Consider the following 23,278-nt stretch of genomic DNA (forward strand, 5'->3'; position numbering starts at 1 on the left):
TTTTTTATGATTTAGGTAATACAATTGAAAATTCAACACCAGTATCAACATTTTTTACAGATGGCTTTCCATCATGAATTTCAGCAATTCTTTTTACAATAGCTAAGCCTAAACCAAACTGACCTTTATTACCTTTATAAAACGGATTAAAAATATGTTCCAATTCTGATTGTGGTATTGGCTCACCATTGTTTTGTACAGATATGATCACATCGTTATCTGCCTCTTCAGCTTTTATGATAATTTCACTTTCAGCATAACGAAGGGCATTTTCCACTAAATTTTCTATTAGAACGACTAATTGCTCTTTATCTCCACTTAGCTTCACACTTGCTCCTTCGATAATAAACGAAACATCTTCTCGCTGAACCCGAAAACGTTCTTCGATTTGAAAAGCAATCGCTCCAAAAACAAACGTCTCCCGGACTAATTTCTTATCTTTTAGCGTATCTAGCTTTGTAAAATACAGCATATCCTTCACACGCTTTTCCATGCGGTTTGATTCCTCTAAAATAACATCCATTGTTTGTTCAATATTTTCACAAGGAAGGATCCCGTCTTTTACTGATTGAGCATAGCTTTTTACAACCATAATTGGTGTTTTTAACTCATGGGAAGCATGCTGAATAAATGTTTTTTGAGCACGATCATAGCGTATTAAATTTTGTCTCATCTTCTCAAATTGATTTGAAAGCTTTTGGAAATCTTCATCACCTTTCCATTTGAAAGGTTCCTGCCAATTTCGTTCGGAAATTTTTTCAAAATGATCCCCCAGAATAATAAGTGGCTGTCGTAAATATCGCTTTAGCCATATGGCCGGGAGCAAGCTTAGAATACTGGCAAATAATAAAATATACAGTAATCTTCCCCATAATCGATTAACCATTTGATCACGGTACGTATCCCACATATAAGAGATTTGGAAGGCTTCTCCTTGCAACGTTTGAATTCTTGTCACAACATAAAAAAGCGTTGCCCCCCTGTACGTTAACTCATATCTGCCGCGTTCCCCTTGTTGATTATAGGCGTTCTCCCCCATTTCTTGCAAAACATCTTTAGGGACTGGGTCACCTTGCAGCTTTCCAAATTGATTTAAGACAAATAAATGGCCTACCGATCTTTCGGCATCACGGCGCTCAATAAAATCTAATTCTGTCTTTGGCGGCGGAATATAGTCACTAAATGGATTCGTAAAACGCGCTTGCTCCTGCTCAATAATTCGATACGTTTCTTCGGTTAACGTACCTTTTATTGAAATCGGATATATAATAACTAGCAGTAGACCAACAAGAGCAATAAGTAAAATAAACGACAACCAAATTCGTTGTGTCAAATTAACTTTCAATTTCATGAAGACAATACCCTATATCCATAACCATATAATGTTTCTAAATGTATCCGTGACATTTTCTTTCGGACTCGACGGACGACATCGTCAACTGCGCGTTCAGAACCAAAGTAATTGGCTCCCCATACATGTTCAATAATACTTTCTCTTGATAGAGCCTGCCCTAAGTTAGTTGTAAGTAGAATGATGAGATCCATTTCCTTGGTTGTTAATTCTACCTTTTCATCCCCATCAAACACCGTGCGTGATAGCGGATCAATTACATAGCCATTCAATTCTATTTTCTTTGTTTCATGACTCATTTGACTGCCATAAATACGCTGGAGTAGTTTTTTCGCACGGATCACTAACTCTTGAGGTAGAAAAGGTTTGGCTAAATAGTCATCACTTCCCATTTCAAGTCCGAGTATCCGGTCTAAATCTTGGTCTCTTGCAGAAATAAAAATGACTGGAGTATCGCCATGTTCCTTAATGGCTTTTAATAGTTGATAACCATCCATTCCAGGTAACATAATATCTAAAATCCAAAGGTGAGGTTCTTCTTTTATTGCCTCATTTGCCGAATCACCATCATCAAATACACGGATATTCCAGCCTTCCTTCTCCAAGTAGGCTTTCAATACGTGAGATAAGTTTTTTTCGTCTTCAACTAAGTGAATAACAAATTGTTTCTGTTCCATCCTAGTGGCCCCTCTCTTATTCAAGTCACTACTCTGTCTTTCAATCTAATTTCTATTTTAACGTAACAACATAAAGTTATCATTCTTCAACGATTGAAAAGTTAAGATTGGCTAAATTCCTTTTCTAGATCCAACACGTGTCCTTCTTTTTCTTTGAAGGCTTGAACAATATGGTCGTGACAAGTAAAAAACAGAATTTGGTGATGGTGAGCGATTTCTTCAATAACGACAATGGCTCGATTTCTTCTTTCTTCATCAAAATTCACGAGGACATCATCCATGATGATTGGAAACGGAGAGGATGATGGATAAACGTTTGCAAGTGCTAAACGTAAACATAAATATAACTGCTCGGCAGTTCCTTTACTAAGTTCATTAGGATTAAATCTTACCCCATCATACCTCTCGACAATAAATCGTTCCTCACCAACTGGAGCATACAATTTAACATATTGATGATTCGTCATGATTTGAAAGTATTTAACCGCTTCCTGGATCACCTTCGGTTGTCTTTCATTTTCATAAATCGCTTTCGCATCTTTTAATAATTTTTTTGCTACACTATATACCGCCCAAGATCTTGCACCTTCCTGAAACTGGCCTTTTAAGTTAGCAAATTCATGCAATTTCTCTGAATAGGAAGTTCCTTTCTCTAACTCCTGCAGAGTAAAATCGAGTTTGGATTTTTGGAAAGCATATTGTTTATATTCTTCTTCTAATTTGTTAATCAAACTCTCATGTTTTGCGATCTGATCACCATAATTCTCTTTATTGTCCATTATCTGTTGTTCTACTTGCTCCATTTGCTTTTCTTCTTTTAGCACAATGACCATTTGATGAGTCATCAAAGCTATTTTTTCTAATAGCATTCTACTCTCTTTCCAGGCCTTTGCTTTCACCCGAAATGAATTTTCATCAGAACATTCTCCTTGACCAAAAAGCTCGTCACAACGTTGTTCATACTGAATGATTTTTTCTTTAATGACGATATGACGTTGATTCCATTCTTTTATTTTCTCTCGTAATGTCCTCTGTTTTTCCTTTTGCTGCTTATCATCTTCAATCATTGAAGTCATCTTTTCAACTAAACGAAAATGTTCCTGCTCATAAGGTAACTGAAAGACATTACATAGATGTCTAATATCTGATTCTGCTGTCTCTAACTCCTCTTCTAATTGTAGAATTTCTGTTTCAATCCTGTTTCTCATTCTATATCTCGCCTTTAGCTGTTCAATCATTTCAACCAAATCTAAAGCATGATCCAGAGAAAACAGTGGCGGGAAGTGATAGTCATTACACCATTTGAAGAACAATTCATCACTCTCGCGCAACTGATATTTATACTGATCTTCTTGTGTAGATGCTAATGCATATGATTGTCTGTGATCTTTTGCCTTCAATTGATAGTAAGCCACCTGTTGTTCGACAGACACATTCTCCTCTAACATTTGGCGTTCTTTTAAAATTACATGTTCATCTATTGAAACATGTCCTCTATTCGTCCCTTTTTCTTCTTGCAATTGCTGTTTTTCTTTCTCCAACTTTGATATCAGATTCGTTAGCGAAGAATTTCTTTTCCTCCCTTGTTGCAGAAGAAACAAAATTGTTCCAATGATAAGCATCATCACTGCGATAACCCATTGTTGATTTACTAACTGCCAGATTCCAAGTAACAAGATAATAGCAGTAGATAGCAGTATCAGAGGTGACTTTGTGCTTTCCTCACTTTGCTTTAACTGCTCTAATTGCTTACTTAATTGTTCGATAGATTGATCAAGTTTTCGATCCCGTTCACTGACCTGTTGTCTATTTATCATCTCTTCTTTCAAAGATTCAGGTATAATTTTTTGTTGCAAACTATACAACTTATTTTCCGTACTGTTTATTTCAAGCTCAAATTTCTCAACTTCAGCCTGTACTATTTCAAGCCGTTGTATCAAACTGTTTCTTTCATGAATGATTACTTTCAGTTTCTCTTTTGCTATATATCCCGTATCACAATCCATTATTGTTTCTTCGCTGAGAGTAGTCCCTATTCGATCCATCAAAGCAGATATTTCTTCATTTTGATCAATGATTGCCTTTTTCTTTTGATTAATTTCTTCTTTCTTTGCCTTATAATAGCGAAGATTTTCTCTTATTTTTTTAACCTCATATTCTAATGATAACCATTCATCGTTGAAAATGATATTATCCATTTCGACTGACAATTGACTCATCATCTTTTCAACTTCTAACAGTTCCTCTTCCAAATTTAATAAATGGGATTTAAACTGTTCTAAACGGTCCAGTCCATCTTCAGGAAATGGCTCGCAGACCGGTAATTGACTTAATTGCAATTGTAATACATTCTTTTCCTTCACTAATGGCTCAAGACTTTGTAATTGTTCAAAACAACGCACCTCCTGTTTTAAGCGGGATATATCCCTATCAATCCTATTCATCTCTGATATTGCATTTGCCTTTTCATTTATTAGTTGTTGATATGAACTGTTGTTTTGCTGTTTTTGCTTTAGCTCCTCTTCAATCTGTCGAAGCTTCTGTACTTGCTGATTAAGAACCGGTTTCTTCCCGTTCGGTTTGTATAATTCTCCTTGTACTCTTTCAAGCTTTTTTTCAATCTCTACTAAGGAAACATCTCCGGTCAAGCCGACACCATACAAGTAATGTCCTAGATCATCAGACTTTAATTGCTCCATCCCTTGAAGACCGTCTAGATCAAACGCAAAAATCCCTTGAAACAGTGACCGATCCATTCCTGCATAAATTGATGGAAGTGCCTCTTCCCCCGCTACAGATCCATTTTCATAATAAACCGTCACTTTTCCTGTTGCTTTGCCGGCAATACGTTCAATTGAAATAGTTTCGCCATCCTTCATTACTAGCGTGATTTTTCCACCATACTTACTCCCTCGTTTTGGCTCATAACGCAGCTCGCTTTGCTGTCTAGTCGGAAACCCAAATAATATGCAACGAATAAAGGCCATTATCGTTGATTTGCCTGCTTCATTTTCCCCATAAAAAATTTGCAACTTCGGAGATAATGATTGAATATAAACATCTTCTAATTTTCCAAATCCATAAATATGCAGACTCGTTATCCTCATTCAACTCTCTCCCTCAACAGATCTGTTAGAAGTAAAGCTTCAGCCTCTCTCAGAATGGCTTGATAATCTTCTTCTGACAATTGCTCTAAATATCTTCTTGTACGGTGGTGAGAATATAATTCAGAAATCGCTCCTTGGACAAATTCCTCTTCTTTCTCATCAACTAACCGCACGATGTCCCCTACCAGATGCTCTTCTTCACGAAGGTTTTGACGGTTCCAGCTAGCCGTTGTATGCACCCTGTGAGAAATAATCCAAACAAAGTCCTGTTCGTTTTCTTCTTCATCAGTCACCGTTAAAAGGAGCTCTTGTAACCGTTCTTGATCCATTAAATATGAGTGTAATGGTCCACTCCCCTCAAAAATTAGTCGTAAGAAAACTCCTTGACCGTTATTTCTATATGACTCTATTACATCTTCACATTTGCTAATGAGCTGTTGAACAGTTGTTACACCATCAATAGAAAGCAGTACCTCATTCCAAATAATATCTGAGGTACAATGAAAGGTTGACTTTGCGCTATCTTGATCTAATTGGATAAGAACGCACCCTTTTTCACCAGTTTCTTTTATATGACGACCTTGGATATTTCCGGGGTAGATTACTAACGGCTCATCATAAAGTTGCTGATACTTATGGATATGTCCTAATGCCCAGTAATCAAATCCTTTATCAATCAAGTCTTTAAGTGAAAAAGGGGCATAGGGATCATGGTCTTGATTTCCCTCAATCTGTCCGTGAAGCAATCCAATATGGTATACGTCTTCTTTATGTTTCTCATACTGTGTTATCATTTGTTCATAAACCGCTTGTTTTGGATAGCTAAAGCCATATATGTAAGCTATGATTTCCCCATTCTTTCTAAATGGTATGCCCTCTACATTCTCTCCGAAAAAATGGACATTATCAGGCCATTGGAGCTTCGCCCACTTCCCGCTTAAATGATCATGATTTCCATGAATAATGTACACTTGTATGTTATGCTCTTGTAACCGTTCCATTTCTTTTTTAAAACGAGATTGCGCACGCAAGCTCCGATCCTCACCATCATAAAGATCACCCGCTATAAGCAAAAAATCTATGTTTTCATCTATCGCAAGATCAACTAATTTTTGTAAAGCAACAAACGTACTTTCTTGAACCCGTTTTAAAATCTTTGCCGGAAGCTGATTTAAGCCTTTGAATGGACTATCAAGATGCAAATCTGCTGTATGGATAAACCGTATTTGTTCCATTTCACTTCGTCCCTTTCCCCTAAACTACTCACTTACCTAGTATTATAACGAATCATACCCATACCGATCAAACGTTCTATCGAAAACCATGTATATTTTGTAAATCTTAGTTAAAATTTGCTGATAATTTTTATAGAAAAACAAATAAGGTAAGGGAGCTATACCTTACCTTTCTAAAGAATAATAATATATGAAAGTTCTATCTAATTGAAAAAAATAAATTAATAATAAGGTAGTAATGCTAATGCTGTTAGTGCTGCCAAAGGTAACACTAAACTTCTAAATCGTACAGGTCTAGGATAAAAAGGATAACCATAATATGGGGATCCGTAATAAGGAAATCCTCCATACCAACCAGGTCCAAAAAAGCGTTCTTCATTGTCTAGATTTTCGCCTCTATCCATTCCTCCGACTGGTACAGCTAAGTAGAGATTATCATTATCAACATTTTCAATAATTCCATCATATTCATGATTATCATACGTACGTACAAGAACATAGCGATGAAGATGATTTTTACATAACTCATGCATTTCGGTCTTATTCATCTCGAATCTCCTCCTTACATCAGCTATGTTATTCACCTAGAGCAAAACTGGTTACAAAAGACAACACTTGAACATAATTGAAAATCAATTTAGAATATTAATAATATAACTATACTACACTTACTTATTTCTTCATATATGAAGGAAAGGATGGGGGATTCAATGAAAACATACGTGATTACAGTTTTTGATAAGTCAGGAGAAAAATTATTTGAAGAGAGCTTTGAAGCGAAGGACGATAAAGAAGCAAAAGAAATCGGCCAACGTCGACTTGCAGAAGAAAATTATAGTGAACATACGAGTCGAGTTACCCGCTCATCAGGTGGTCTCGTACATTTCCATCACTAAAAAAACCGCTCCATCCGGAGCGGTTTTCAACTTTTAACTTTCAACTACTTCTTCCCCAAAAACTCCAATATTCCCACACTCAGCTGCGGAACAAACGTAATAATCAATACATTCACAAACATCATTAGTAAAAATGGAATAATCGCTCTAACTAGCGGCTCAAACCTTGTGTTCCCAACTCGGGCACCGACAAAGAGAGAGACCCCAACAGGAGGCGTTATTAAACCAATTGAAAGGTTAACTATCATAATAATTCCAAAGTGGATTGGATCCATCCCTATACTCGTGACAACAGGCAACAGAATAGGGGTTAAAATAATAACGGATGCTATTGTCTCCATGAATGTACCAACTAGTAATAAAAATAAGTTAATAAACAACAAGATCATAACTGGTGATAGATCGGCTCCAATGATGAAGTTTGCTACACTTTGTGGCACTTGTTCTCTTGTTAAAATTGTCCCAAATAAACCTGCTGTTGCAATTATAAACAAAATAACGGATGTTGTGATTACCGAAGAAACAAGAATCTCCCTAAGCTCTTTCAATTTAATTTGTTTATAAACAAAAGCTCCGATAATAAAACCGTAAACAACAGCGACAACTGACGCTTCTGTCGGTGTAAAAATACCACCATATATACCACCTAAAATAATAAACGGCATAATCAAAGCTAGAATGGCTCTCTTAAATGTATAGATAATTTCCTTCAACGTTGTTTTGGTCGAACCGGCTCCATATCCACGGAGAGAAGAAATAATATACACAACAATCATTAATGATATACCGATCATGATACCAGGAATAATACCTGCAATAAACAAACCACTTACTGAGGCACCAGCAGTCACACCATAGAGTACAAGCGGTACACTTGGAGGTATAACAATCCCTGTTGTTCCACCTGCCGCATGAACAGCTGTGGCAAAATTACGATCATATCCCGCTTTTACCATTGAAGGAATTAAAATGGCACCTATGGCAGCAGTTGTTGCTGCCGCTGACCCTGACAAAGCAGCAAAGAACATACAAGCAACAACGGCTACATGGCCTAGTCCACCTTTCATTTGACTGACTAAACTTTTGGCAAAGTCAACAAGACGTTCTGAAATGCCGCCATGCTCCATCAACTTCCCTGCTAAGATAAAAAACGGTGCAGCCATTAATGGAAATGAATCAAGTGAGGCGAACATCCTCTGCGGCAGCTGAATTAAAGCATTGTCACCGGCAGTGAATAATAAGTAAAGTACTGATGCTAATCCTAAAGAAATGGCAATGGGTACGCTAATAATGAATAAAATAATAAGTATAAAAAATAATAAGGCCGTCATAACTTTTCGTCCTCTCTTACATCTTTGCCTGTTGCTTATTTTTATTAAAAGTTATGTCAAGTAAATTAAGGAACATTAAGACCCCACTAATTGGAATAACCAAATAGATATAACCCATTGGAATTTTTAAAGCCGCAGAGGTTTGTCCCATTTGACGGTTCATAATGTCAATCCCTTTTGTAATCATGAAATAGAAAAATACTGTACAAGCAATAAGTGTCAGTATCTCAAACGCTCTTTGAATGAAAACAGGGGATTTTTCCTTAAAATACTCGATTCCAATATGTGCACCATATTGAAAGGCCACACTGGCACCTAAAAACGTTACCCATATCATTAAATATCTAGATACTTCCTCTGTCCATGCAAATGATGAACCTATAAATTGCCTTGAAATGACTTGAATAAAAATCAAAATAACCATTGTTGCTAAAAATAGTGCAGATATATTTTCTACAATCCGATTAATAAATTTAATTCCTTTCGTCCACATCGGAAACACCTCTAGTTTTACTCTCTTATAATGATAGTAAAGAAAGTGAGATTACTCTCACTTTCTCCTTGTAACTATTTTCTCTATTATTTCAATGCTTGAATTCGTTCTACATAATCACCAAATTGATCAGCAAAACGTTCATAGACTGGTTGAACCGCCGCTCGGAATGCTTCAGTATCAACTTCATCTACCTCAACAATCTCTACACCATTATCAAGAATAAGTTGCTTATTTTCATCTGCTAATTGTTTGTTAATATCTCTTTGAATTGGAGCAAATTCTTTACCTAAACGTTCTAGTAACTCTTGTACATCAGCTGGTAAACCATTATATTTATCCATATTCATCATAAGAATAGCTGATGCGTAATAGATTCCTGCTTCTGTATAGTAATCTTGCACTTCATACATTTTCGCTGTTCCAAATTGAGCATATGGTGAATCGAAACCGTCAGCAACACCTTGTTGTAAAGATGTATATGTTTCTGGCCAAGCAATCGGTGTCGGGTCAGAACCTAATGCACGGAATGTTTCAACAAAAACGTCATTTTCTAATGTACGCATCTTTAATCCTGCCATATCTTCCGGTGTGCGAATCTCGTGCTTAGAGTTACTAATTCCTCTAATTCCGTTTTCCCAATAAGCAAACCCTTTAAATCCTGATTCTTCTAGTTCTTTCAATAATTCTTCACCAATTTCTCCATCAAGTACACGGTATGCATGATCTACATCTTCAAATAAAAAAGGCATTTCAAGTACCGCTAAATTTGGAACAAAGTTACCTAATGGTCCAGTTGTCATTAATGCCATATCCAGCGTACCTAACTGAACTTGTTCAGACATATCGCGCTCGCCACCAAGTTGACCAGCTCCATAAATTTCAATTTTAACTTTGCCATTTGATTCTTCCTCAACAGCTTGTACAAATTGTTCAAGTCCTAATTGGTAACCATGATCAGCTGGAGCAATATGTCCTAATTCTAAAGTAATCGTTTCTTCATTTGATTCTGAAGCTGATGATTCTGAATCTGAATTCGTTTCATTAGCTCCACCACCACAAGCTGTAACAATAACTGATACTAGTAAAAGTGCTGCGAATAAAAGGATTTGCTTCGTTTTCTGCATAGTCATTCCCTCTCCCTTAAAACGCTTTAAAGCGATAAATTTTATTGTCTATAACAAAAAACTATACGGTAAACAGTTAAAATAGTCAATATTATCAGTTAATTTTGTCTAAAATTGTTTTAAATTTTGTCCATTTAAGTAGAATAAGGCAGTAAACTAGTTCACATATCCTAATAAAACGAAAAATCCCCCCTATTTTAGGGGAGATATCATTTATAATTCTACTCGAAGTTGTTTTCTGAAGACTTCTTTTACCATATAAGCAACACCCTGTTGATCATTCGTTCTTGTCACCCAATCTGCAAGATCCTTGACATCTTTTGGTGCATTGCCCATCGCTACACCCAAACCAACTTGTGTGATCATTTCCTTATCATTTTCATATGCACCAATGGCTACCATTTGATCGAGGTTAATCCCTAATTTCGCTCCAAGAATTTGCAGACCACGAGCCTTGGATACCCCGGCAGATACAATCTCCAGGCTTCCCTCACTAGATGAGGTAATCCGTACATTTGGTATTTGTTCATGAATTGCCTCTATCGCATCTAACCGCTCAGATTCATCCCTGAAGTGAGCACATATTTTCGGTGCCGCAATTGGATTATCAATGAGATAATTACTTAGGGAATCAACAAACGTCATCGGATAAAATAACGGATCACCAACTCCAATCGTCATCTTTGCAATGATGTAATTTTTTTGGCGAATTTTATTCCCAATCGAGTAACGTTCATGCAGAATCCGAATATGACTCTTATATTTCTCTAAAATTTCTACAATATGATATGCCTTTTCAGGATTTAACCTTCTTTCATATATAGGCTCATCAATGGAAGAACCTATGAATGCCCCACCATGAGTAATAAGGTCCGTCTCTAATTTCAATTCTTTGGCAATCTTCTGCGCCGAAGGAAAAGCTCTTCCTGTTGCGAGAGTCACGTACACACCTTTTCTTTTGACAAATTCAATGGCTTCCTTTGTTTGGCGGCTAAGGCGATGGTTTGACCGAAGAAGTGTTCCATCTACATCTAGAGCTAGTAAGCGATAAGTCACATTCATCCCCCTCTTCGAAGTTCAATCTATTTATGATAAAACGTATGAGGGCAATTGCGAATTTAGAATGTATAATTTAGAATTTAGAATGAAATAAGCTTATTCAACGATGACTTTTCCGGGATTTAGAATTCCTCTCGGATCAAGTGATTTTTTAATTGACAACATGACATCAAAGGCATTGCCGTGTTCTTTTCGTTGATACTTTGCTTTACCAACACCAACACCATGCTCACCTGTGCATGTTCCCCCTCTAGCTAATGCATAGGTAACGATCTCAGAATTAAACTCGTTTGCTTTAGCCAGCTCATCATCATTATTAATATCAATCATCACGATTGAATGATAATTCCCATCACCTACATGACCTTGCAATGCACCATCAATCCCTATGCGGTCCATTACTTGCCTTGCGTGTTCCAGAGCTCCAGCTAATTCAGAAATAGGTAAACATACATCTGTTCCGATCAGTTTTTTCCCTGGTGAACCATGAATAAAAGCATAGGCTAAATTATGTCTAGCATCCCACAATTGTTTTCTGGCGTTAGAGTCTTTTTCAAAGGTAAAATCACGGCTCCCGGCTTCATGGACAATCTCTTTCGTAAAGTCAGCATCTTGCTTTAAGCCCGCATCATTACCATGGAATTCGATAAACAACGTCGGTTTCTCAGGGTAAGAAGTACCGCTATGAAGATTCACTTGCTTCATCGATCTTGCATCAATCAACTCAACCCTTGCGATTGGTATTCCGGCAGACAAGATACCAACAACTGCCTGAATAGCATCATTTGTCGTTGGAAATGATGCTCTAGCAGCCATAATCACTTCAGGAATACCATAAACTTTCAGCGTTAACTCTGTGAAAATACCGAGCGTACCCTCTGATCCGACAAATAGACTGTTTAAGTGATAGCCTGATGAAGATTTAGCCGCTAAATTTCCTGTATGGATAACTTCTCCATTGGCCAAAACAACTTCTAAGTCACGGACTTGATCACGCATAATTCCATATTTTACTGAAGTTGTCCCACTCGCATTCGTCGCTGCCATTCCTCCTAACGTTGCATTCGCTCCTGGATCAACCGAGAAAAACAAACCATATTTTTTAAGTTCCTTATTAAGCTGATCCCTTGTAACACCTGGCTGTACTTTTACTAAAAAGTCCTCAGGCCGTACTTCTAGCACCTTATCCATTAAAGACATATCCAGTGAAATTCCACCATGGTATGGAATGACATGCCCTTCAACACTGGACCCTAATCCAAAGGGGACAACTGGCAACTCATTTTCATTGGCAAACTTCAAAATGCGACTCACTTCATTAGTCGTTTTCGGAAAAACAACGACATCAGGAAGGCATGGCGTGTGATACGATTCATCCTTACTATGCTGTTCCAAAATCGTTTCATTTGTTGTCACTTGGTCCTCAGCTACGATTTTCTTCAATTCAGTAATAAGATTCATAAAAGCCCTCCGTTTTTCTATTGATCAAACACTTACCTGTCACTTGGCAAAATTAATAAATTATTTTAATTTTATTATTGTTCAATTATTTAGTCAATTGTTGTTGAACGGTGTCGAGCTTTTTATTACTGCTAATCCATATAACAAAAAGAACCTCCGCATATGAAAACAGAGGTTCTTTCGATAATATTTATTTTTTACTTACCAACACCATAAAGATCTTCTAATGGTTCAGTTACAATTTTATTAATATCGCCAATCACAACACTCAAGCGTTGCTCAGCTTCCATTAATTTAGAGATTGTTGCATGCTGTTGAACAAGTTCAAATTGCTGTTGTGCTTTTGTTACTTCTTCTTCTGTAATTTCTAAACCTTGCATTTGTTTTTGCTGCAGTTCTAATTGCATATTACGAAAGTTATCAAGCATTTTTTTTGAAACTTCATCACTATTGATCTGCTCATGTAAGCTTTTTAAGCTTTTAAATTCATCACTTTCTCTTAATACACCAGCTAATTCGTGTGCTTTGTCATAAACATTTGCCATTTGGGATATATAGCCTCCTTAAATTTTATTTCTAACCGACTATACCATGTAATGGAAAGGATTTCATCCCAACCAACGAATTCATAAAATTGAAAAAGTATCACTTGATAAAAAGAACAATGATCCCTTGGATAAAACCAATACAGCCACCTAATACTGCTCCTAAGTACGTAATCATTTTAAATTCACGCCTTGAAATCGATAACACCATTGTTTCTAATCGATCAACAGAAAACGTTTCAACCTGTTCTTTAACCACATCAGCCAATCGCATTTTTTTCATCATCTGACCTAGCCTTTTCGAAAGAACTTGAACAATATTTTCTGTTATCTTCGGAACCCATTCATCAACAATAGCCTTTTCATATTGACCGGTCCATTCAACAAGAGGCGTTTTCAGCCATTTTTCCAGCTGTAATTGTTTCAGCACTCCTGCCTTTATTATATTCAGCAACTCATTTTGATCAATTTTTTTGACAACATCAGCTATCTTCCAAGATTTAATACTTGTCCACTCTTTTGCAATTAATTTTTCCAGAAAGTCGTAAGTCGCATAGTCATTTAGAAGCTTAATGACTTCTGGTTGCACTTTATCTACTAAACGATCATTACCTAAAAACATCGAAATCATATTCCCTAATGTTCCCCTTCCCATTAGGAAGCGATCAATCATAACACTTAGTTGTTCCTTTCCTTCAGGACTATTAAAATAGTTTTTTGCTTTATCTAAGATTTGAGCAGTCAGCTTAGGAACGAGATCATCTCCCTTTTTAATCCAACTTACTGGCAACACTTGATCAATTTGTTGTTGACCATATTCACTTAGAAGCTGCTCAAATTTTTGTTCAATCAATGTCTCTGCTTTATTTTCAACCTTTCGCTGTAAATCTTCTATGTGAAAATATTGTTGAACAATTGTCTCAACGGATTCTTTACTATGTAATAATTGCCTCGTTTCCTGCTGCACCCAGTTGACCATTTCCTTTTTGAAAGAAGAATCATTCAATTTCTTTTCAAGACCTTCCGGTGTTAATAAATGATTAACAACCATTTGCCCCATTTGATTCGCTAACTCCCCTCGCCTTTTCGGAATCAAACCAGGTGTAAATGGAACACGCCATTTTCCTATATACAAAGCTTTATATGGCCGAAAAAGCATTTTTATTGCTAATGAATTTGTAAATCCACCTATTATGGCACCAATAGCTATCATCATGAAAATGACTAACAGTGCTTCCATCATCATTCCTCCCCTTATTTACTAAGCACTCTATTGTTTTCTTATCACATTCATCTACCTTTGATCATAGTATACGATATCAGCACTTGCCTACATCTAGTTCTAAATACGTTACTTATTGTCTATGATTCCGCTAAAAAGCGCAAGTCCCCAATACAAATAAGAAACTAGAGAATTTTACTTTTGTCGTATGTAAATGAGGGAACGTAATATGTTAAATAAAATTATCCTTCAACCTTTCGATGATGAACAATTTCAACATCCGTATGAAGTACGTATAAATAAAAAAATATATCAAAATTTACAACTTAACCTTCATCAGTCAGCAACATTGCTGTGCAGTAATAAAGAAGTCACCATTGAATGTGTACCTTTAGAAAGTGGAACAAGTTATGAGGTCCATTGTTCGAAAACATTAGTTGAACAACTCTCTTTACCTGTACATCCACTTCCCATAAAAATGTTCTATCATCATGAAAATAACGTGTTTGAAATAGGTCCAATCATCGCAACGTTAACAACTATAAAACAAGATCGGGACCCCAATTCTCTTTTTGGACCATTAACACAGTTTTGTGAAGAAATGGCTCGTTATGCACATGATCAGCATTCACTATTTTATGTATTTTGCCTAAAGCAATGGAATAAAGAAGAGGTAACCGGATACGTTTGGATGAACAATCAATGGATAGAAACCATTGTTCCCTCGCCAACCGTAATCTATAACCGGATTGGATCAAGGAAATTAGAAAGATCACGTACCTATCAACAGTTTTTTGAGAAATGTAAAGAATTAAATATCCATTACTTTAATGATCACTTCCTCAATAAGTGGGAAGTATTTGAAGCCTTGCTGCCATATGAGGAACTATTACCATATATACCAGAAACGACTTTATTAACGAATAGTGATTCTCTTGAATATATGCTTCAAAACCACCCTACTGTATTTTTGAAGCCTATACACGGAAGTCAAGGAAGAAGCATCTTTCGGATCACGAAGCATAACGATAAATTTCAAGTCGATTATTCAACTCTTACTGGGGATACAGTGCAAACTTTTTCTACTATTCAACAAATGTTTAAGCAACTTCGCCCTCGTTTTCAAAAACAGCAATTTCTTATTCAACAAGGGATTCATCTTATGGACTTTCAAGAGCGTTCATTAGATTTCCGGATTCTATGTACTCGAAGCTATTCTGGAGCTTGGAAGGTCATTTCCTCGGTCGCTAGAGTTTCCGCAAAGGATAAAATCGTATCAAACCTTGCTCAAGGTGGGGAATTACTGAAAGTAGAAGAAGTCCTTTCACCGATTCATGATGATAAAAATGTGAGGCATTACAAGAAATTTTTACAAGAGTTAGCGATTGAAATTGTTACACTCATTTGCCAAGAGGTCGATGGTCAATATGGTGAATTTGGTGTTGATATTGGCTTGGATAAAGCAAGCCATCCATGGTTAATTGAAGTGAATACAAAACCTTCTAAAAATCAAGACCCGGAAAAGGATAAAGAGACGATTCGTCCTTCAGCAAAATCAATTATTACGTACTGTCATTACTTAGCAGACTTTTAACTTTTTACTTTCAACTAATTGAGGAAAGGAGTGTTCTCCATTGACTGCACTTGGCATACTTGTTCTTAATATGGATCAAGAAAAAGATTACTTCAGTAAATTAGGTGCTTGTTCTACATTGCTGCAAGTAACAGTATATCGTTTTATGCCATCTTTTATTGATCCACGAACAGAACTTGTTAATGGTGAGAAATATTGTGTCAAGGAGCAAAAGTGGATAAAGGAAGCATTTCCTCTTCCGACATTTTTATATGATCGTTGCTTTTATTCCAATGAAAAAATCTTTAAATATAACTATCCGATTGTACATTGGCTTAAATCTCATCCAAAGGTATCGTTCCTTGGTTATGGGTTGCCGAATAAGTGGAAAGTGTATAATGCGTTAAAAGAAGATGAACAATTATTCCCTTATCTTCCGAAGACAACTCAAGTGACATCGGGATTGGATGTGTTAAACAATTTAAATAGAAATGAACCCGTTATTCTTAAACCGGCTAGCGGTTCACAGGGAAAAGGAATTGTCGCGCTTTTTCAAACAGAAAATGATGAAATTCTGATTCAAACACAAAGAAACTTAAAACAAATAAAAAAGACGTTTAAACATAAAAAAGAATGCGAGAGATGGCTTAATCATTTGATAACATCAACAAATTATTTACTTCAACCTTTTTGTTCAATCCAAGACCAAAACAATTGCCCATTTGATATCCGAATCCTAATTCAAAAGAATGAGCAAGGACGCTGGGTAGAGCAAGGCAGAGGAATACGTATTGGAAAGCAAAACCATATTATCTCAAATCTCCATGGTGGCGGGAAAACTCTTTCCTATCAAAATTGGATAAAACAATTGCTGCCTGATCAACAACGGGACTTAGAATTTCATCTTCTTAAGTTAATGGCTCTTATCCCGAATAGATTAGAAACTTCATTCGGGAGATTATTTGAAATCGGTCTCGATATTAGCTTGGATCAAGATGGTCGTCTATGGTTATTAGAGGCGAATTCGAAGCCCGGCAGAAAGGTCATCGTTCATACTCAAAAATATGTTGACCAATTATATGAAGCACCGCTTCGTTATTGTAAATATCTTGAAAATACATTAAGGAGCTGAGTAAATATGGGTAACAAACCACTATTTATAAAAAAGGAACAGGGACATCAGAAAACACTTTATGTTCCTGAATCATTATTCAAAAAGTGGGTAGAGCATCATACTTTTCCCAACAAAATATCTCTTGGAGCAAAAACAGTTTCATGTCAGGTAGCTCCTCATTATGACAAAAAAAATGAATATTTAGTATCTGAAGATTTATGGGAAGAACTCATGATTCCTTATGATGGACCTGTTCATCTTTTTGAACATGAGCAAGTCGTATACTTAGGTCCATTAGTAGGGATATTTACAGCTGGCTTCACCAATAACTTAATTCGTCCCATTGGTGATCGTTCCTTACTATTTGCTAAATTGCTGTCTACAGATAGAAAAGTAGGCGCATTTTATTTCATATTCGGAGCCAACCATATTGACTGGGAAAACGGTACAATAAATGGTTATTTTTATAAAAAAGACGGTTGGAAGCAAATCGTTGTTCCATTTCCAAACGTTGTTTATGATCGCCTGCCGAACCGTCGGACCGAGAAGCTGCAAGCCTCAAAGAATGTGAGAGAAAGACTGCAAAATGACTATCTCATTCCTTGGTTTAACCCTAGCTTTTTTGATAAGTGGGAAATTAACCAAAAATTAGTTTCTGATCAAGTTACTGAACACCTATTGCCAAAAAACTACTTAAATCCAACACAACAACAAGTAGAAGAACTACTCGATGAATACAATCATGTGTATTTCAAACCTGCAAAAGGAAGTTTAGGTATAGGGATTCAACAAGTCATTAAGTTAAATGATGATCCATTTTATTACTGCCGCTTCCGTGAGAAAGGACAAAATCGATTACGGAGGTATTCATCCTTAAAACGACTCCTTCATCAGCAGTTTCCTAACGGGTTCAAGAATATGATTGCTCAGCAAGGCATACATTTGATTAGATGGCAAAACAACCCTATTGATTTTCGTCTTCATACGAACAAGGACGAAAATGGAAAGTGGCAAGTTAGTGCTTTAGCGGCAAAAATTGCTGGTCCAGGTAGTGTGACAACACATGTAAAAAGTGGTGGAGAAGTAAAGACGGTTCATGAAATCTTCAAAGAAACCGGTACTCATTCAAACCTATTGACGAAACTTAAAGAAGCAGCTCTATTATTGAGTGAAAGAATTGATCATACAATGGAAGGATTTGTTGGTGAAATAGGATTTGATTTAGGTATTGATAAAAGTGGTGAGATATGGATGTTCGAGGCAAATTCCAAACCGGGCAGAACGATTTTTTATCACCCTAAATTAAAGCATGATGACCTCCTTTCTAGACGTCTCCCTCTCGCTTATGCTGTCTATTTATTTAAACAATCAATTACTCAACCAGGGCGTATCTATTCATCATGATTTTGTATTACAATCGACAAACAAAAACTTGGGGTCATCATCAACCTAATCAATCATATGTATGGGGATTGCAGAATATTGCAATCCCCAAAATTGAAACACCCGAAAACAGCCTTTCCTTTCCAGTACGGATGAATCACAAAAAGGCAGGACCGTTAATAGGAATATTGACAAGCAAACGATGTAAAAAAACATTCGCCGGTAACCGAAAGACATTCCGCCGAATTCACTATGCACTTAAAGAAAATGGGGGAATATCCTTCGTTTTCACTCCAGAAGGGATAAAGCCGAACCAAATAAATGGTTATCTCTTTGACGAAACGAATCGGAAATGGTTAGAATGTGTATTTCCATTCCCTGATCTCGTCTACAATCGTATTCCTTATCGAAAAGATGAACAAACCTCACAAATGAAGCAGACATTTCAGTGGCTACAAAATCATTCAATCCCATTTTTTAATCCTCATTTTTTCACTAAATTCGAGTGTTACCAGCTTCTTTACAAAAATAAAAAGCTAAAGCCCTTTCTTCCGACAACATTTAAGTTACAATCAAAGATTCAGTTGAAACAATTATTACAACCGAATTGCCGCTATTATGCTAAGCCCAATAATGGTTTAAAAGGGGATGGAATCTTTACGATTGAATGCGAAAAGAAAAATCACTACATTGTAAAAGATCATAATAAAATAAGGTCATTCTCAACATTTAATCAATTGTGGGATGAAATCTTTCCATTACTTGAGAAGGATCTTTATATTTTGCAAACCCAAATACACCTTAACTGCTTTGAAGGCCGTCCGTATGATTTTCGCCTTCATGTCCAACGCCACTATACTGATTGGGTCTTAACAGGTGTAGGGATTCGTTGTTCAGCCATCGATGGAATCACTACTCATGTTCCTAAAGGAGGCTCGATTTTAACAGTAGATGATATTGAGCCTCCTGTAAATGACATTTTATTGCAATTCTTAGCGAAAGAAGTAGCTGAACAGTTAGAAAATGAATATGGAAAACTTGGCGAATTTTCTATGGACGTTGGCCGTGATACAGATGGTAATTATTGGATTTTCGAGATCAATTCCAAGCCCATGGTTTTTGATGAAGTAGACATCCAACAAAAAGGGATCCACAATCTTTTACAAACTTTCTATACCGATACTGGTTTTATTAGGGAAGGAAGTGCTACAAATGCAATTTATTAAGATTGATAAAAACAATTGGAGTAAATACCGTACCTCTATCTTGCAATTTGTTAAATGTCATGGTGAGTTCGAACATACTTCTGAATCATATGCATGGCTGTTTCAATTAAAAAAAGATGACTTAGATGAACCTGGTACAATCCTTCACATTGTTCTGTGGGATGGGAAAATTATTGCAATTGCAGCATTAGAGCAATACGGCTTACAGTTCTCAATATTTATCGTTTCACCCCAGTACCGTAAAACTGATGTTATTATTATGTTATATAAAGAAATTTCTTCAAGGGTTGGAGTTTACTATACGAAAATCGATTATAAAGATATCGATAAAATCATGATGGCATTAAAAGCAGGACTTGTTTCTTTCACTTATGAAAAAACAACAACCGGGCAAATCGCTCTATGGTTTGGCAGCGGTCACTGGCACTCATCTGATATTGACGAGAAAGAAGTACTATAATAAAACATAATGTAGAATGTAAAATTTATCATTTAGAATTAAAAGCTTTGAATGCTTTTTCTTTGAAGTTTCTTCACGCATAGATCTAATGAGCGTTATGACTTTTCATAGTTATAGCGCTTTTTTGATTTTATTTCTATTTTCTAATGATTTTATGGTACGATCGAGCTAGAATAAATATATTGTAAGGGGGCAACAATTTGATATCCCATTTTCAGTGGAAAGTAATAAAAGATAACCTTGTTCGTAGTGAATGGGCTTTTTCCTTTTTTTATTCAGGGAGCTATTACAAAGGTACATACTTTAAAGATGGATCAATAGAATGGCAGGGTCTCAAACCGGATGAGAAAGTTTTAAAAGATATTGAACTGCATATTCATGATCTCATGCTTTACCATGTTTACGAGAAACATTAACAACAACATTGAAAAGTTAAATGTTCATTCTTCAAATTAACTGCATAAGAAGAAACTATTCAACAAACAATACCTTTAGTAAAAGGGAGGGTTTGTCATGGATAAAAAGAAGCAAGATGATTCGCAATTTGAAGGACGAGATAAATTTTTTATGGATGAAGACCGAATGGTTAATGAAGGAATGGCAGGCGGAACTGTAAGTATGGAATTCGATTCCTCACAAATAGAGGAAACCATTGATTTTGAAAAAGAAGCCCGCCCGCAGGACAATACAAAAAAGAACTAGAGAAAAACTCGGCTACTGTGCCGAGTTTTTTTTATTTTATGTACCTTTGATGAATTACACCTCTTGGATAAAGACAATCGCTTCTTTATGACAATCATCACAATAGAACAAATGAGGACATTGGTGCTGTTGTAAATCATTAGGGTAGCCATCTATTTTTTTCATTCCATCTGTATCAAGATAGGCACTGTAATCATCAAAATAATCAATAATCTTCCCATTATCATTTAATACTTTACTACACTGTTCGCACGTATAATTTATTGTTGTTAATCCATTACATAGTGGGCAAACACTCACCGTTTTCTCCTCCCTTTCCCTTCATGTTAACGTTCGCGTTTCACAAGACTTTAAAAAAGGGATGGATAAAACCATCCCTAACAGCCATGTTATGCAATTGTATATGTTACTAGTTATTAAAAACCTTTTAATTGTTGTTGTGCTTGCTGCACTAATCGTTTGGTGATTTCGCCTCCTACTGAACCATTGGCACGAGATGTTGAATCAGGTCCAAGCTGAACACCAAATTCCTGAGCAATTTCATACTTCATTTGGTCTAATGCTTGCTGAACTCCAGGTACTACTAATTGATTCGAGTTATTGTTGTTGGCCATTTGTATCACCTCCTCTTGTAAGCATAGTTTGTGTGAAATTGCAAATCGTATGTGATTTTTTTATTAGTAATAATTGTTAAAAGAGCTTTTCGGAAAATGTTATAGGCTTTTTGGTTAAAAGTTAAGGGCAAAAAAAAAGAAAGCATTGATTTCGCAAATGAAATCAATGCTTTCTTTAACTTTCACCATTTTAACTCATTACTAAATCATTTTAAATGATCTGCAATAATTAATGTTGGTTCAGTCACACTTTGGATATCTTCAACCGTATAGCCTTCTTCTACTTCAACTAAAACCAAGCCTTCAGGCGTCACGTCGATAACTGCCCGTTCTGTAATGATTCGATCAACTACACCTTTCCCTGTCAAAGGCAGAGTACATTGTTTAAGGATTTTTGGCTCACCATTACGGTTCACATGATCCATAATTATAACAATTCTCTTCGCACCATGAACTAAATCCATCGCGCCACCCATACCTTTAATCATTTTTCCGGGAATCATCCAGTTCGCTAAGTCGCCATTTTCAGCAACTTCCATTGCACCCAAAATCGCAAGATCAATGTGTCCTCCGCGAATCATCGCAAATGATTCAGCATTACTAAAATAACTTGCTCCTTCAGCCGCTGTTACCGTTTCTTTACCGGCATTGATTAGATCTGGATCAACCTCGTCTTTTGTTGGGTAAGGTCCAATTCCTAACAAGCCATTTTCTGATTGTAATACCACTTGTTTATTGTCAGAAATATAATTAGCTACCATTGTCGGCATACCGATTCCTAAATTCACATAGAAACCGTCCTTTATTTCACGTTCTGCTTTTCTTGCAATCTTTTCACGATTATTTACTGCCATGATTGTTTCTCCTCCTTAGCCTTATTTATATGATCCATGCAATTGTTTTCAACTTTCATTCTTAGTCTCTTACAGTTAGACGTTCAATACGTTTTTCTTGTTTTCCAACAATTAGCTTTTGAACATAAATACTCGGCGTATGAATTTGATCCGGAGGCAATTCACCAACTTCAACCAATTCTTCTACTTCTGCAATTGTCACACGACCTGCAGCAGCCATCATTGGATTAAAATTGCGAGCTGTTTTATTATAAATAAGATTTCCCGCCTTATCACCTTTCCAAGCGCGAATTAAACTGAAATCAGCAGTTAATGCTTCTTCTAATAAGTATTCTTTTCCGTTAAACGTTCTCGTTTCTCGCCCTTCAGCAATCGGTGTTCCTACTCCTGCTGGTGTATAAAATGCAGGAATACCTGCTCCTCCAGCACGTATTTTTTCAGATAAAGAACCTTGTGGTGTTAATTCAACTTCTAATTCCCCACTTAGCACTTGTCTTTCAAACTCTTTATTTTCACCTACATATGAAGAAATCATTTTTTTAATTTGCTTATTTCTTAATAGTAAACCAAGGCCCCAATCATCTACACCACAGTTATTTGAAATGACTGTGAGGTCTTTTACTCCTGTTTCGCTTAGAGCTTTAATTAAGTTTTCAGGAATTCCGACTAGACCGAAACCTCCAACCATAATTGTTGCACCGTCTTTAATTTGACTTACTGCTTCTTCAAACGAAGTTAATATTGGCTTCACAATGGTTCACTCCTTTTATATTCTTCTATGTAAAACTGAAGGTGGTGTTCACACACCTTCCTAAATTAAGAAGGGTGTGAACAAATATTTACTTATT

General features: G+C 36.3%; 24 protein-coding genes. 8 read left to right on the top strand and 16 right to left on the bottom strand.

Annotated elements, in window-relative coordinates:
* Window positions 1-4: 4 nt before the first annotated feature.
* The 5 genes from ACJ2A9_RS07060 to ACJ2A9_RS07080 all read right to left on the bottom strand — a co-directional run bounded on the left by ACJ2A9_RS07060 (window position 5) and on the right by ACJ2A9_RS07080 (window position 6,918).
* On the bottom strand, window positions 5-1,351 hold the full coding sequence (locus ACJ2A9_RS07060) for a sensor histidine kinase (RefSeq protein ID WP_441420906.1): 1,347 nt from the start codon (window positions 1,349-1,351) through the stop codon (window positions 5-7).
* Window positions 1,348-2,028, bottom strand: a complete 681-nt coding sequence (locus tag ACJ2A9_RS07065; RefSeq protein ID WP_441420907.1) for a response regulator transcription factor — start codon at window positions 2,026-2,028, stop codon at window positions 1,348-1,350. The genes ACJ2A9_RS07060 and ACJ2A9_RS07065 overlap by 4 nt, the downstream gene beginning before the upstream one ends.
* A gap of 101 nt (window positions 2,029-2,129) precedes the next feature.
* On the bottom strand, window positions 2,130-5,135 hold the full coding sequence (locus ACJ2A9_RS07070) for an AAA family ATPase (RefSeq protein ID WP_441420908.1): 3,006 nt from the start codon (window positions 5,133-5,135) through the stop codon (window positions 2,130-2,132).
* Window positions 5,132-6,370, bottom strand: coding sequence for a metallophosphoesterase family protein (locus tag ACJ2A9_RS07075; RefSeq protein ID WP_441420909.1), 1,239 nt, complete (start codon window positions 6,368-6,370; stop codon window positions 5,132-5,134). The genes ACJ2A9_RS07070 and ACJ2A9_RS07075 overlap by 4 nt, the downstream gene beginning before the upstream one ends.
* 221 nt (window positions 6,371-6,591) lie before the next feature.
* Complete coding sequence (locus tag ACJ2A9_RS07080) at window positions 6,592-6,918, bottom strand: hypothetical protein (protein ID WP_441420910.1); 327 nt, start codon at window positions 6,916-6,918, stop codon at window positions 6,592-6,594.
* Window positions 6,919-7,080: 162 nt separating this feature from the next.
* Here ACJ2A9_RS07080 and ACJ2A9_RS07085 point away from each other — a divergent pair, with 162 nt between their 5' ends.
* On the top strand, window positions 7,081-7,266 hold the full coding sequence (locus tag ACJ2A9_RS07085; RefSeq protein WP_441420911.1) for a YhzD family protein: 186 nt from the start codon (window positions 7,081-7,083) through the stop codon (window positions 7,264-7,266).
* A gap of 44 nt (window positions 7,267-7,310) precedes the next feature.
* Here ACJ2A9_RS07085 and ACJ2A9_RS07090 read toward each other — a convergent pair whose 3' ends face one another.
* The 7 genes from ACJ2A9_RS07090 to ACJ2A9_RS07120 form a co-directional block, all read right to left on the bottom strand.
* On the bottom strand, window positions 7,311-8,597 hold the full coding sequence (locus ACJ2A9_RS07090; RefSeq protein ID WP_441420912.1) for a TRAP transporter large permease: 1,287 nt from the start codon (window positions 8,595-8,597) through the stop codon (window positions 7,311-7,313).
* A 16-nt stretch (window positions 8,598-8,613) separates the two neighbouring features.
* The gene (locus ACJ2A9_RS07095) at window positions 8,614-9,090 is read right to left on the bottom strand and encodes a TRAP transporter small permease (RefSeq protein ID WP_441420913.1); all 477 of its coding nucleotides are present in this window, start codon (window positions 9,088-9,090) and stop codon (window positions 8,614-8,616) included.
* Between the two features lie 86 nt (window positions 9,091-9,176).
* On the bottom strand, window positions 9,177-10,217 hold the full coding sequence (dctP, locus tag ACJ2A9_RS07100; RefSeq protein WP_441420914.1) for a TRAP transporter substrate-binding protein DctP: 1,041 nt from the start codon (window positions 10,215-10,217) through the stop codon (window positions 9,177-9,179).
* Between the two features lie 213 nt (window positions 10,218-10,430).
* Window positions 10,431-11,279 carry a Cof-type HAD-IIB family hydrolase gene (locus ACJ2A9_RS07105; RefSeq protein WP_441420915.1) on the bottom strand — a complete coding sequence of 283 codons (849 nt, stop codon included), beginning with the start codon at window positions 11,277-11,279 and terminating at the stop codon, window positions 10,431-10,433.
* A 93-nt stretch (window positions 11,280-11,372) separates the two neighbouring features.
* The gene (locus tag ACJ2A9_RS07110) at window positions 11,373-12,737 is read right to left on the bottom strand and encodes an FAD-binding oxidoreductase (protein WP_441420916.1); all 1,365 of its coding nucleotides are present in this window, start codon (window positions 12,735-12,737) and stop codon (window positions 11,373-11,375) included.
* Between the two features lie 197 nt (window positions 12,738-12,934).
* The gene (locus tag ACJ2A9_RS07115; protein ID WP_441420917.1) at window positions 12,935-13,282 is read right to left on the bottom strand and encodes a YlbF family regulator; all 348 of its coding nucleotides are present in this window, start codon (window positions 13,280-13,282) and stop codon (window positions 12,935-12,937) included.
* 100 nt (window positions 13,283-13,382) lie between these two features.
* Window positions 13,383-14,522: a DUF445 domain-containing protein gene (locus ACJ2A9_RS07120; RefSeq protein WP_441420918.1), complete on the bottom strand. Its 1,140-nt coding sequence runs from the start codon at window positions 14,520-14,522 to the stop codon at window positions 13,383-13,385.
* 211 nt (window positions 14,523-14,733) lie between these two features.
* Here ACJ2A9_RS07120 and ACJ2A9_RS07125 point away from each other — a divergent pair, with 211 nt between their 5' ends.
* The 7 genes from ACJ2A9_RS07125 to ACJ2A9_RS07155 all read left to right on the top strand — a co-directional run bounded on the left by ACJ2A9_RS07125 (window position 14,734) and on the right by ACJ2A9_RS07155 (window position 20,962).
* A complete protein-coding gene (locus ACJ2A9_RS07125; RefSeq protein WP_441420919.1) occupies window positions 14,734-16,098 on the top strand; it encodes a YheC/YheD family endospore coat-associated protein in 1,365 nt (454 codons plus the stop codon).
* Window positions 16,099-16,138: 40 nt separating this feature from the next.
* On the top strand, window positions 16,139-17,209 hold the full coding sequence (locus ACJ2A9_RS07130) for a YheC/YheD family endospore coat-associated protein (RefSeq protein ID WP_441420920.1): 1,071 nt from the start codon (window positions 16,139-16,141) through the stop codon (window positions 17,207-17,209).
* A gap of 6 nt (window positions 17,210-17,215) precedes the next feature.
* Window positions 17,216-18,595, top strand: a complete 1,380-nt coding sequence (locus tag ACJ2A9_RS07135; protein WP_441420921.1) for a YheC/YheD family endospore coat-associated protein — start codon at window positions 17,216-17,218, stop codon at window positions 18,593-18,595.
* Complete coding sequence (locus tag ACJ2A9_RS07140) at window positions 18,592-19,800, top strand: YheC/YheD family endospore coat-associated protein (RefSeq protein WP_441420922.1); 1,209 nt, start codon at window positions 18,592-18,594, stop codon at window positions 19,798-19,800. The genes ACJ2A9_RS07135 and ACJ2A9_RS07140 overlap by 4 nt, the downstream gene beginning before the upstream one ends.
* Complete coding sequence (locus tag ACJ2A9_RS07145; protein WP_441420923.1) at window positions 19,787-20,260, top strand: hypothetical protein; 474 nt, start codon at window positions 19,787-19,789, stop codon at window positions 20,258-20,260. Before ACJ2A9_RS07140 ends, ACJ2A9_RS07145 begins: the two co-directional genes overlap by 14 nt.
* Window positions 20,261-20,460: 200 nt before the next feature.
* Window positions 20,461-20,676 carry a DUF5342 family protein gene (locus ACJ2A9_RS07150; RefSeq protein ID WP_441420924.1) on the top strand — a complete coding sequence of 72 codons (216 nt, stop codon included), beginning with the start codon at window positions 20,461-20,463 and terminating at the stop codon, window positions 20,674-20,676.
* A gap of 97 nt (window positions 20,677-20,773) precedes the next feature.
* On the top strand, window positions 20,774-20,962 hold the full coding sequence (locus ACJ2A9_RS07155; RefSeq protein WP_441420925.1) for a hypothetical protein: 189 nt from the start codon (window positions 20,774-20,776) through the stop codon (window positions 20,960-20,962).
* 54 nt (window positions 20,963-21,016) lie between these two features.
* Here the strand turns inward: ACJ2A9_RS07155 and ACJ2A9_RS07160 are convergent, their stop codons facing one another.
* The 4 genes from ACJ2A9_RS07160 to ACJ2A9_RS07175 all read right to left on the bottom strand — a co-directional run bounded on the left by ACJ2A9_RS07160 (window position 21,017) and on the right by ACJ2A9_RS07175 (window position 23,181).
* The gene (locus ACJ2A9_RS07160; RefSeq protein ID WP_441420926.1) at window positions 21,017-21,262 is read right to left on the bottom strand and encodes a hypothetical protein; all 246 of its coding nucleotides are present in this window, start codon (window positions 21,260-21,262) and stop codon (window positions 21,017-21,019) included.
* Between the two features lie 116 nt (window positions 21,263-21,378).
* Window positions 21,379-21,576 carry a small, acid-soluble spore protein, alpha/beta type gene (locus ACJ2A9_RS07165; RefSeq protein WP_441420927.1) on the bottom strand — a complete coding sequence of 66 codons (198 nt, stop codon included), beginning with the start codon at window positions 21,574-21,576 and terminating at the stop codon, window positions 21,379-21,381.
* Window positions 21,577-21,782: 206 nt separating this feature from the next.
* On the bottom strand, window positions 21,783-22,430 hold the full coding sequence (locus tag ACJ2A9_RS07170) for a CoA transferase subunit B (protein WP_441420928.1): 648 nt from the start codon (window positions 22,428-22,430) through the stop codon (window positions 21,783-21,785).
* A 61-nt stretch (window positions 22,431-22,491) separates the two neighbouring features.
* Window positions 22,492-23,181, bottom strand: coding sequence for a CoA transferase subunit A (locus ACJ2A9_RS07175; protein WP_441420929.1), 690 nt, complete (start codon window positions 23,179-23,181; stop codon window positions 22,492-22,494).
* Window positions 23,182-23,278 lie beyond the last annotated feature (97 nt).

It is taken from the genome of Anaerobacillus sp. MEB173, from assembly GCF_052119505.1.
In the GTDB taxonomy this organism is placed as follows: Bacteria; Bacillota; Bacilli; order Bacillales; family JBJMAU01; genus JBJMAU01.

Excerpts from the sequence above, each read along its gene's own strand:
- ACJ2A9_RS07090 (WP_441420912.1), bottom strand. The coding sequence starts at position 8,597 with ATGACGGCCTTATTATTTTTTATACTTATTATTTTATTCATTATTAGC.
- ACJ2A9_RS07170 (WP_441420928.1), bottom strand. The coding sequence starts at position 22,430 with ATGGCAGTAAATAATCGTGAAAAGATTGCAAGAAAAGCAGAACGTGAA.
- ACJ2A9_RS07115 (WP_441420917.1), bottom strand. The coding sequence starts at position 13,282 with ATGGCAAATGTTTATGACAAAGCACACGAATTAGCTGGTGTATTAAGA.
- ACJ2A9_RS07070 (WP_441420908.1), bottom strand. The coding sequence starts at position 5,135 with ATGAGGATAACGAGTCTGCATATTTATGGATTTGGAAAATTAGAAGAT.
- ACJ2A9_RS07085 (WP_441420911.1), top strand. The coding sequence starts at position 7,081 with ATGAAAACATACGTGATTACAGTTTTTGATAAGTCAGGAGAAAAATTA.
- ACJ2A9_RS07155 (WP_441420925.1), top strand. The coding sequence starts at position 20,774 with ATGGATAAAAAGAAGCAAGATGATTCGCAATTTGAAGGACGAGATAAA.
- dctP (WP_441420914.1), bottom strand. The coding sequence starts at position 10,217 with ATGCAGAAAACGAAGCAAATCCTTTTATTCGCAGCACTTTTACTAGTA.
- ACJ2A9_RS07120 (WP_441420918.1), bottom strand. The coding sequence starts at position 14,522 with ATGGAAGCACTGTTAGTCATTTTCATGATGATAGCTATTGGTGCCATA.
- ACJ2A9_RS07140 (WP_441420922.1), top strand. The coding sequence starts at position 18,592 with ATGATTTTGTATTACAATCGACAAACAAAAACTTGGGGTCATCATCAA.
- ACJ2A9_RS07125 (WP_441420919.1), top strand. The coding sequence starts at position 14,734 with ATGTTAAATAAAATTATCCTTCAACCTTTCGATGATGAACAATTTCAA.
- ACJ2A9_RS07075 (WP_441420909.1), bottom strand. The coding sequence starts at position 6,370 with ATGGAACAAATACGGTTTATCCATACAGCAGATTTGCATCTTGATAGT.
- ACJ2A9_RS07165 (WP_441420927.1), bottom strand. The coding sequence starts at position 21,576 with ATGGCCAACAACAATAACTCGAATCAATTAGTAGTACCTGGAGTTCAG.
- ACJ2A9_RS07060 (WP_441420906.1), bottom strand. The coding sequence starts at position 1,351 with ATGAAATTGAAAGTTAATTTGACACAACGAATTTGGTTGTCGTTTATT.
- ACJ2A9_RS07080 (WP_441420910.1), bottom strand. The coding sequence starts at position 6,918 with ATGAATAAGACCGAAATGCATGAGTTATGTAAAAATCATCTTCATCGC.
- ACJ2A9_RS07065 (WP_441420907.1), bottom strand. The coding sequence starts at position 2,028 with ATGGAACAGAAACAATTTGTTATTCACTTAGTTGAAGACGAAAAAAAC.
- ACJ2A9_RS07105 (WP_441420915.1), bottom strand. The coding sequence starts at position 11,279 with ATGAATGTGACTTATCGCTTACTAGCTCTAGATGTAGATGGAACACTT.
- ACJ2A9_RS07135 (WP_441420921.1), top strand. The coding sequence starts at position 17,216 with ATGGGTAACAAACCACTATTTATAAAAAAGGAACAGGGACATCAGAAA.
- ACJ2A9_RS07110 (WP_441420916.1), bottom strand. The coding sequence starts at position 12,737 with ATGAATCTTATTACTGAATTGAAGAAAATCGTAGCTGAGGACCAAGTG.
- ACJ2A9_RS07095 (WP_441420913.1), bottom strand. The coding sequence starts at position 9,090 with ATGTGGACGAAAGGAATTAAATTTATTAATCGGATTGTAGAAAATATA.
- ACJ2A9_RS07145 (WP_441420923.1), top strand. The coding sequence starts at position 19,787 with ATGCAATTTATTAAGATTGATAAAAACAATTGGAGTAAATACCGTACC.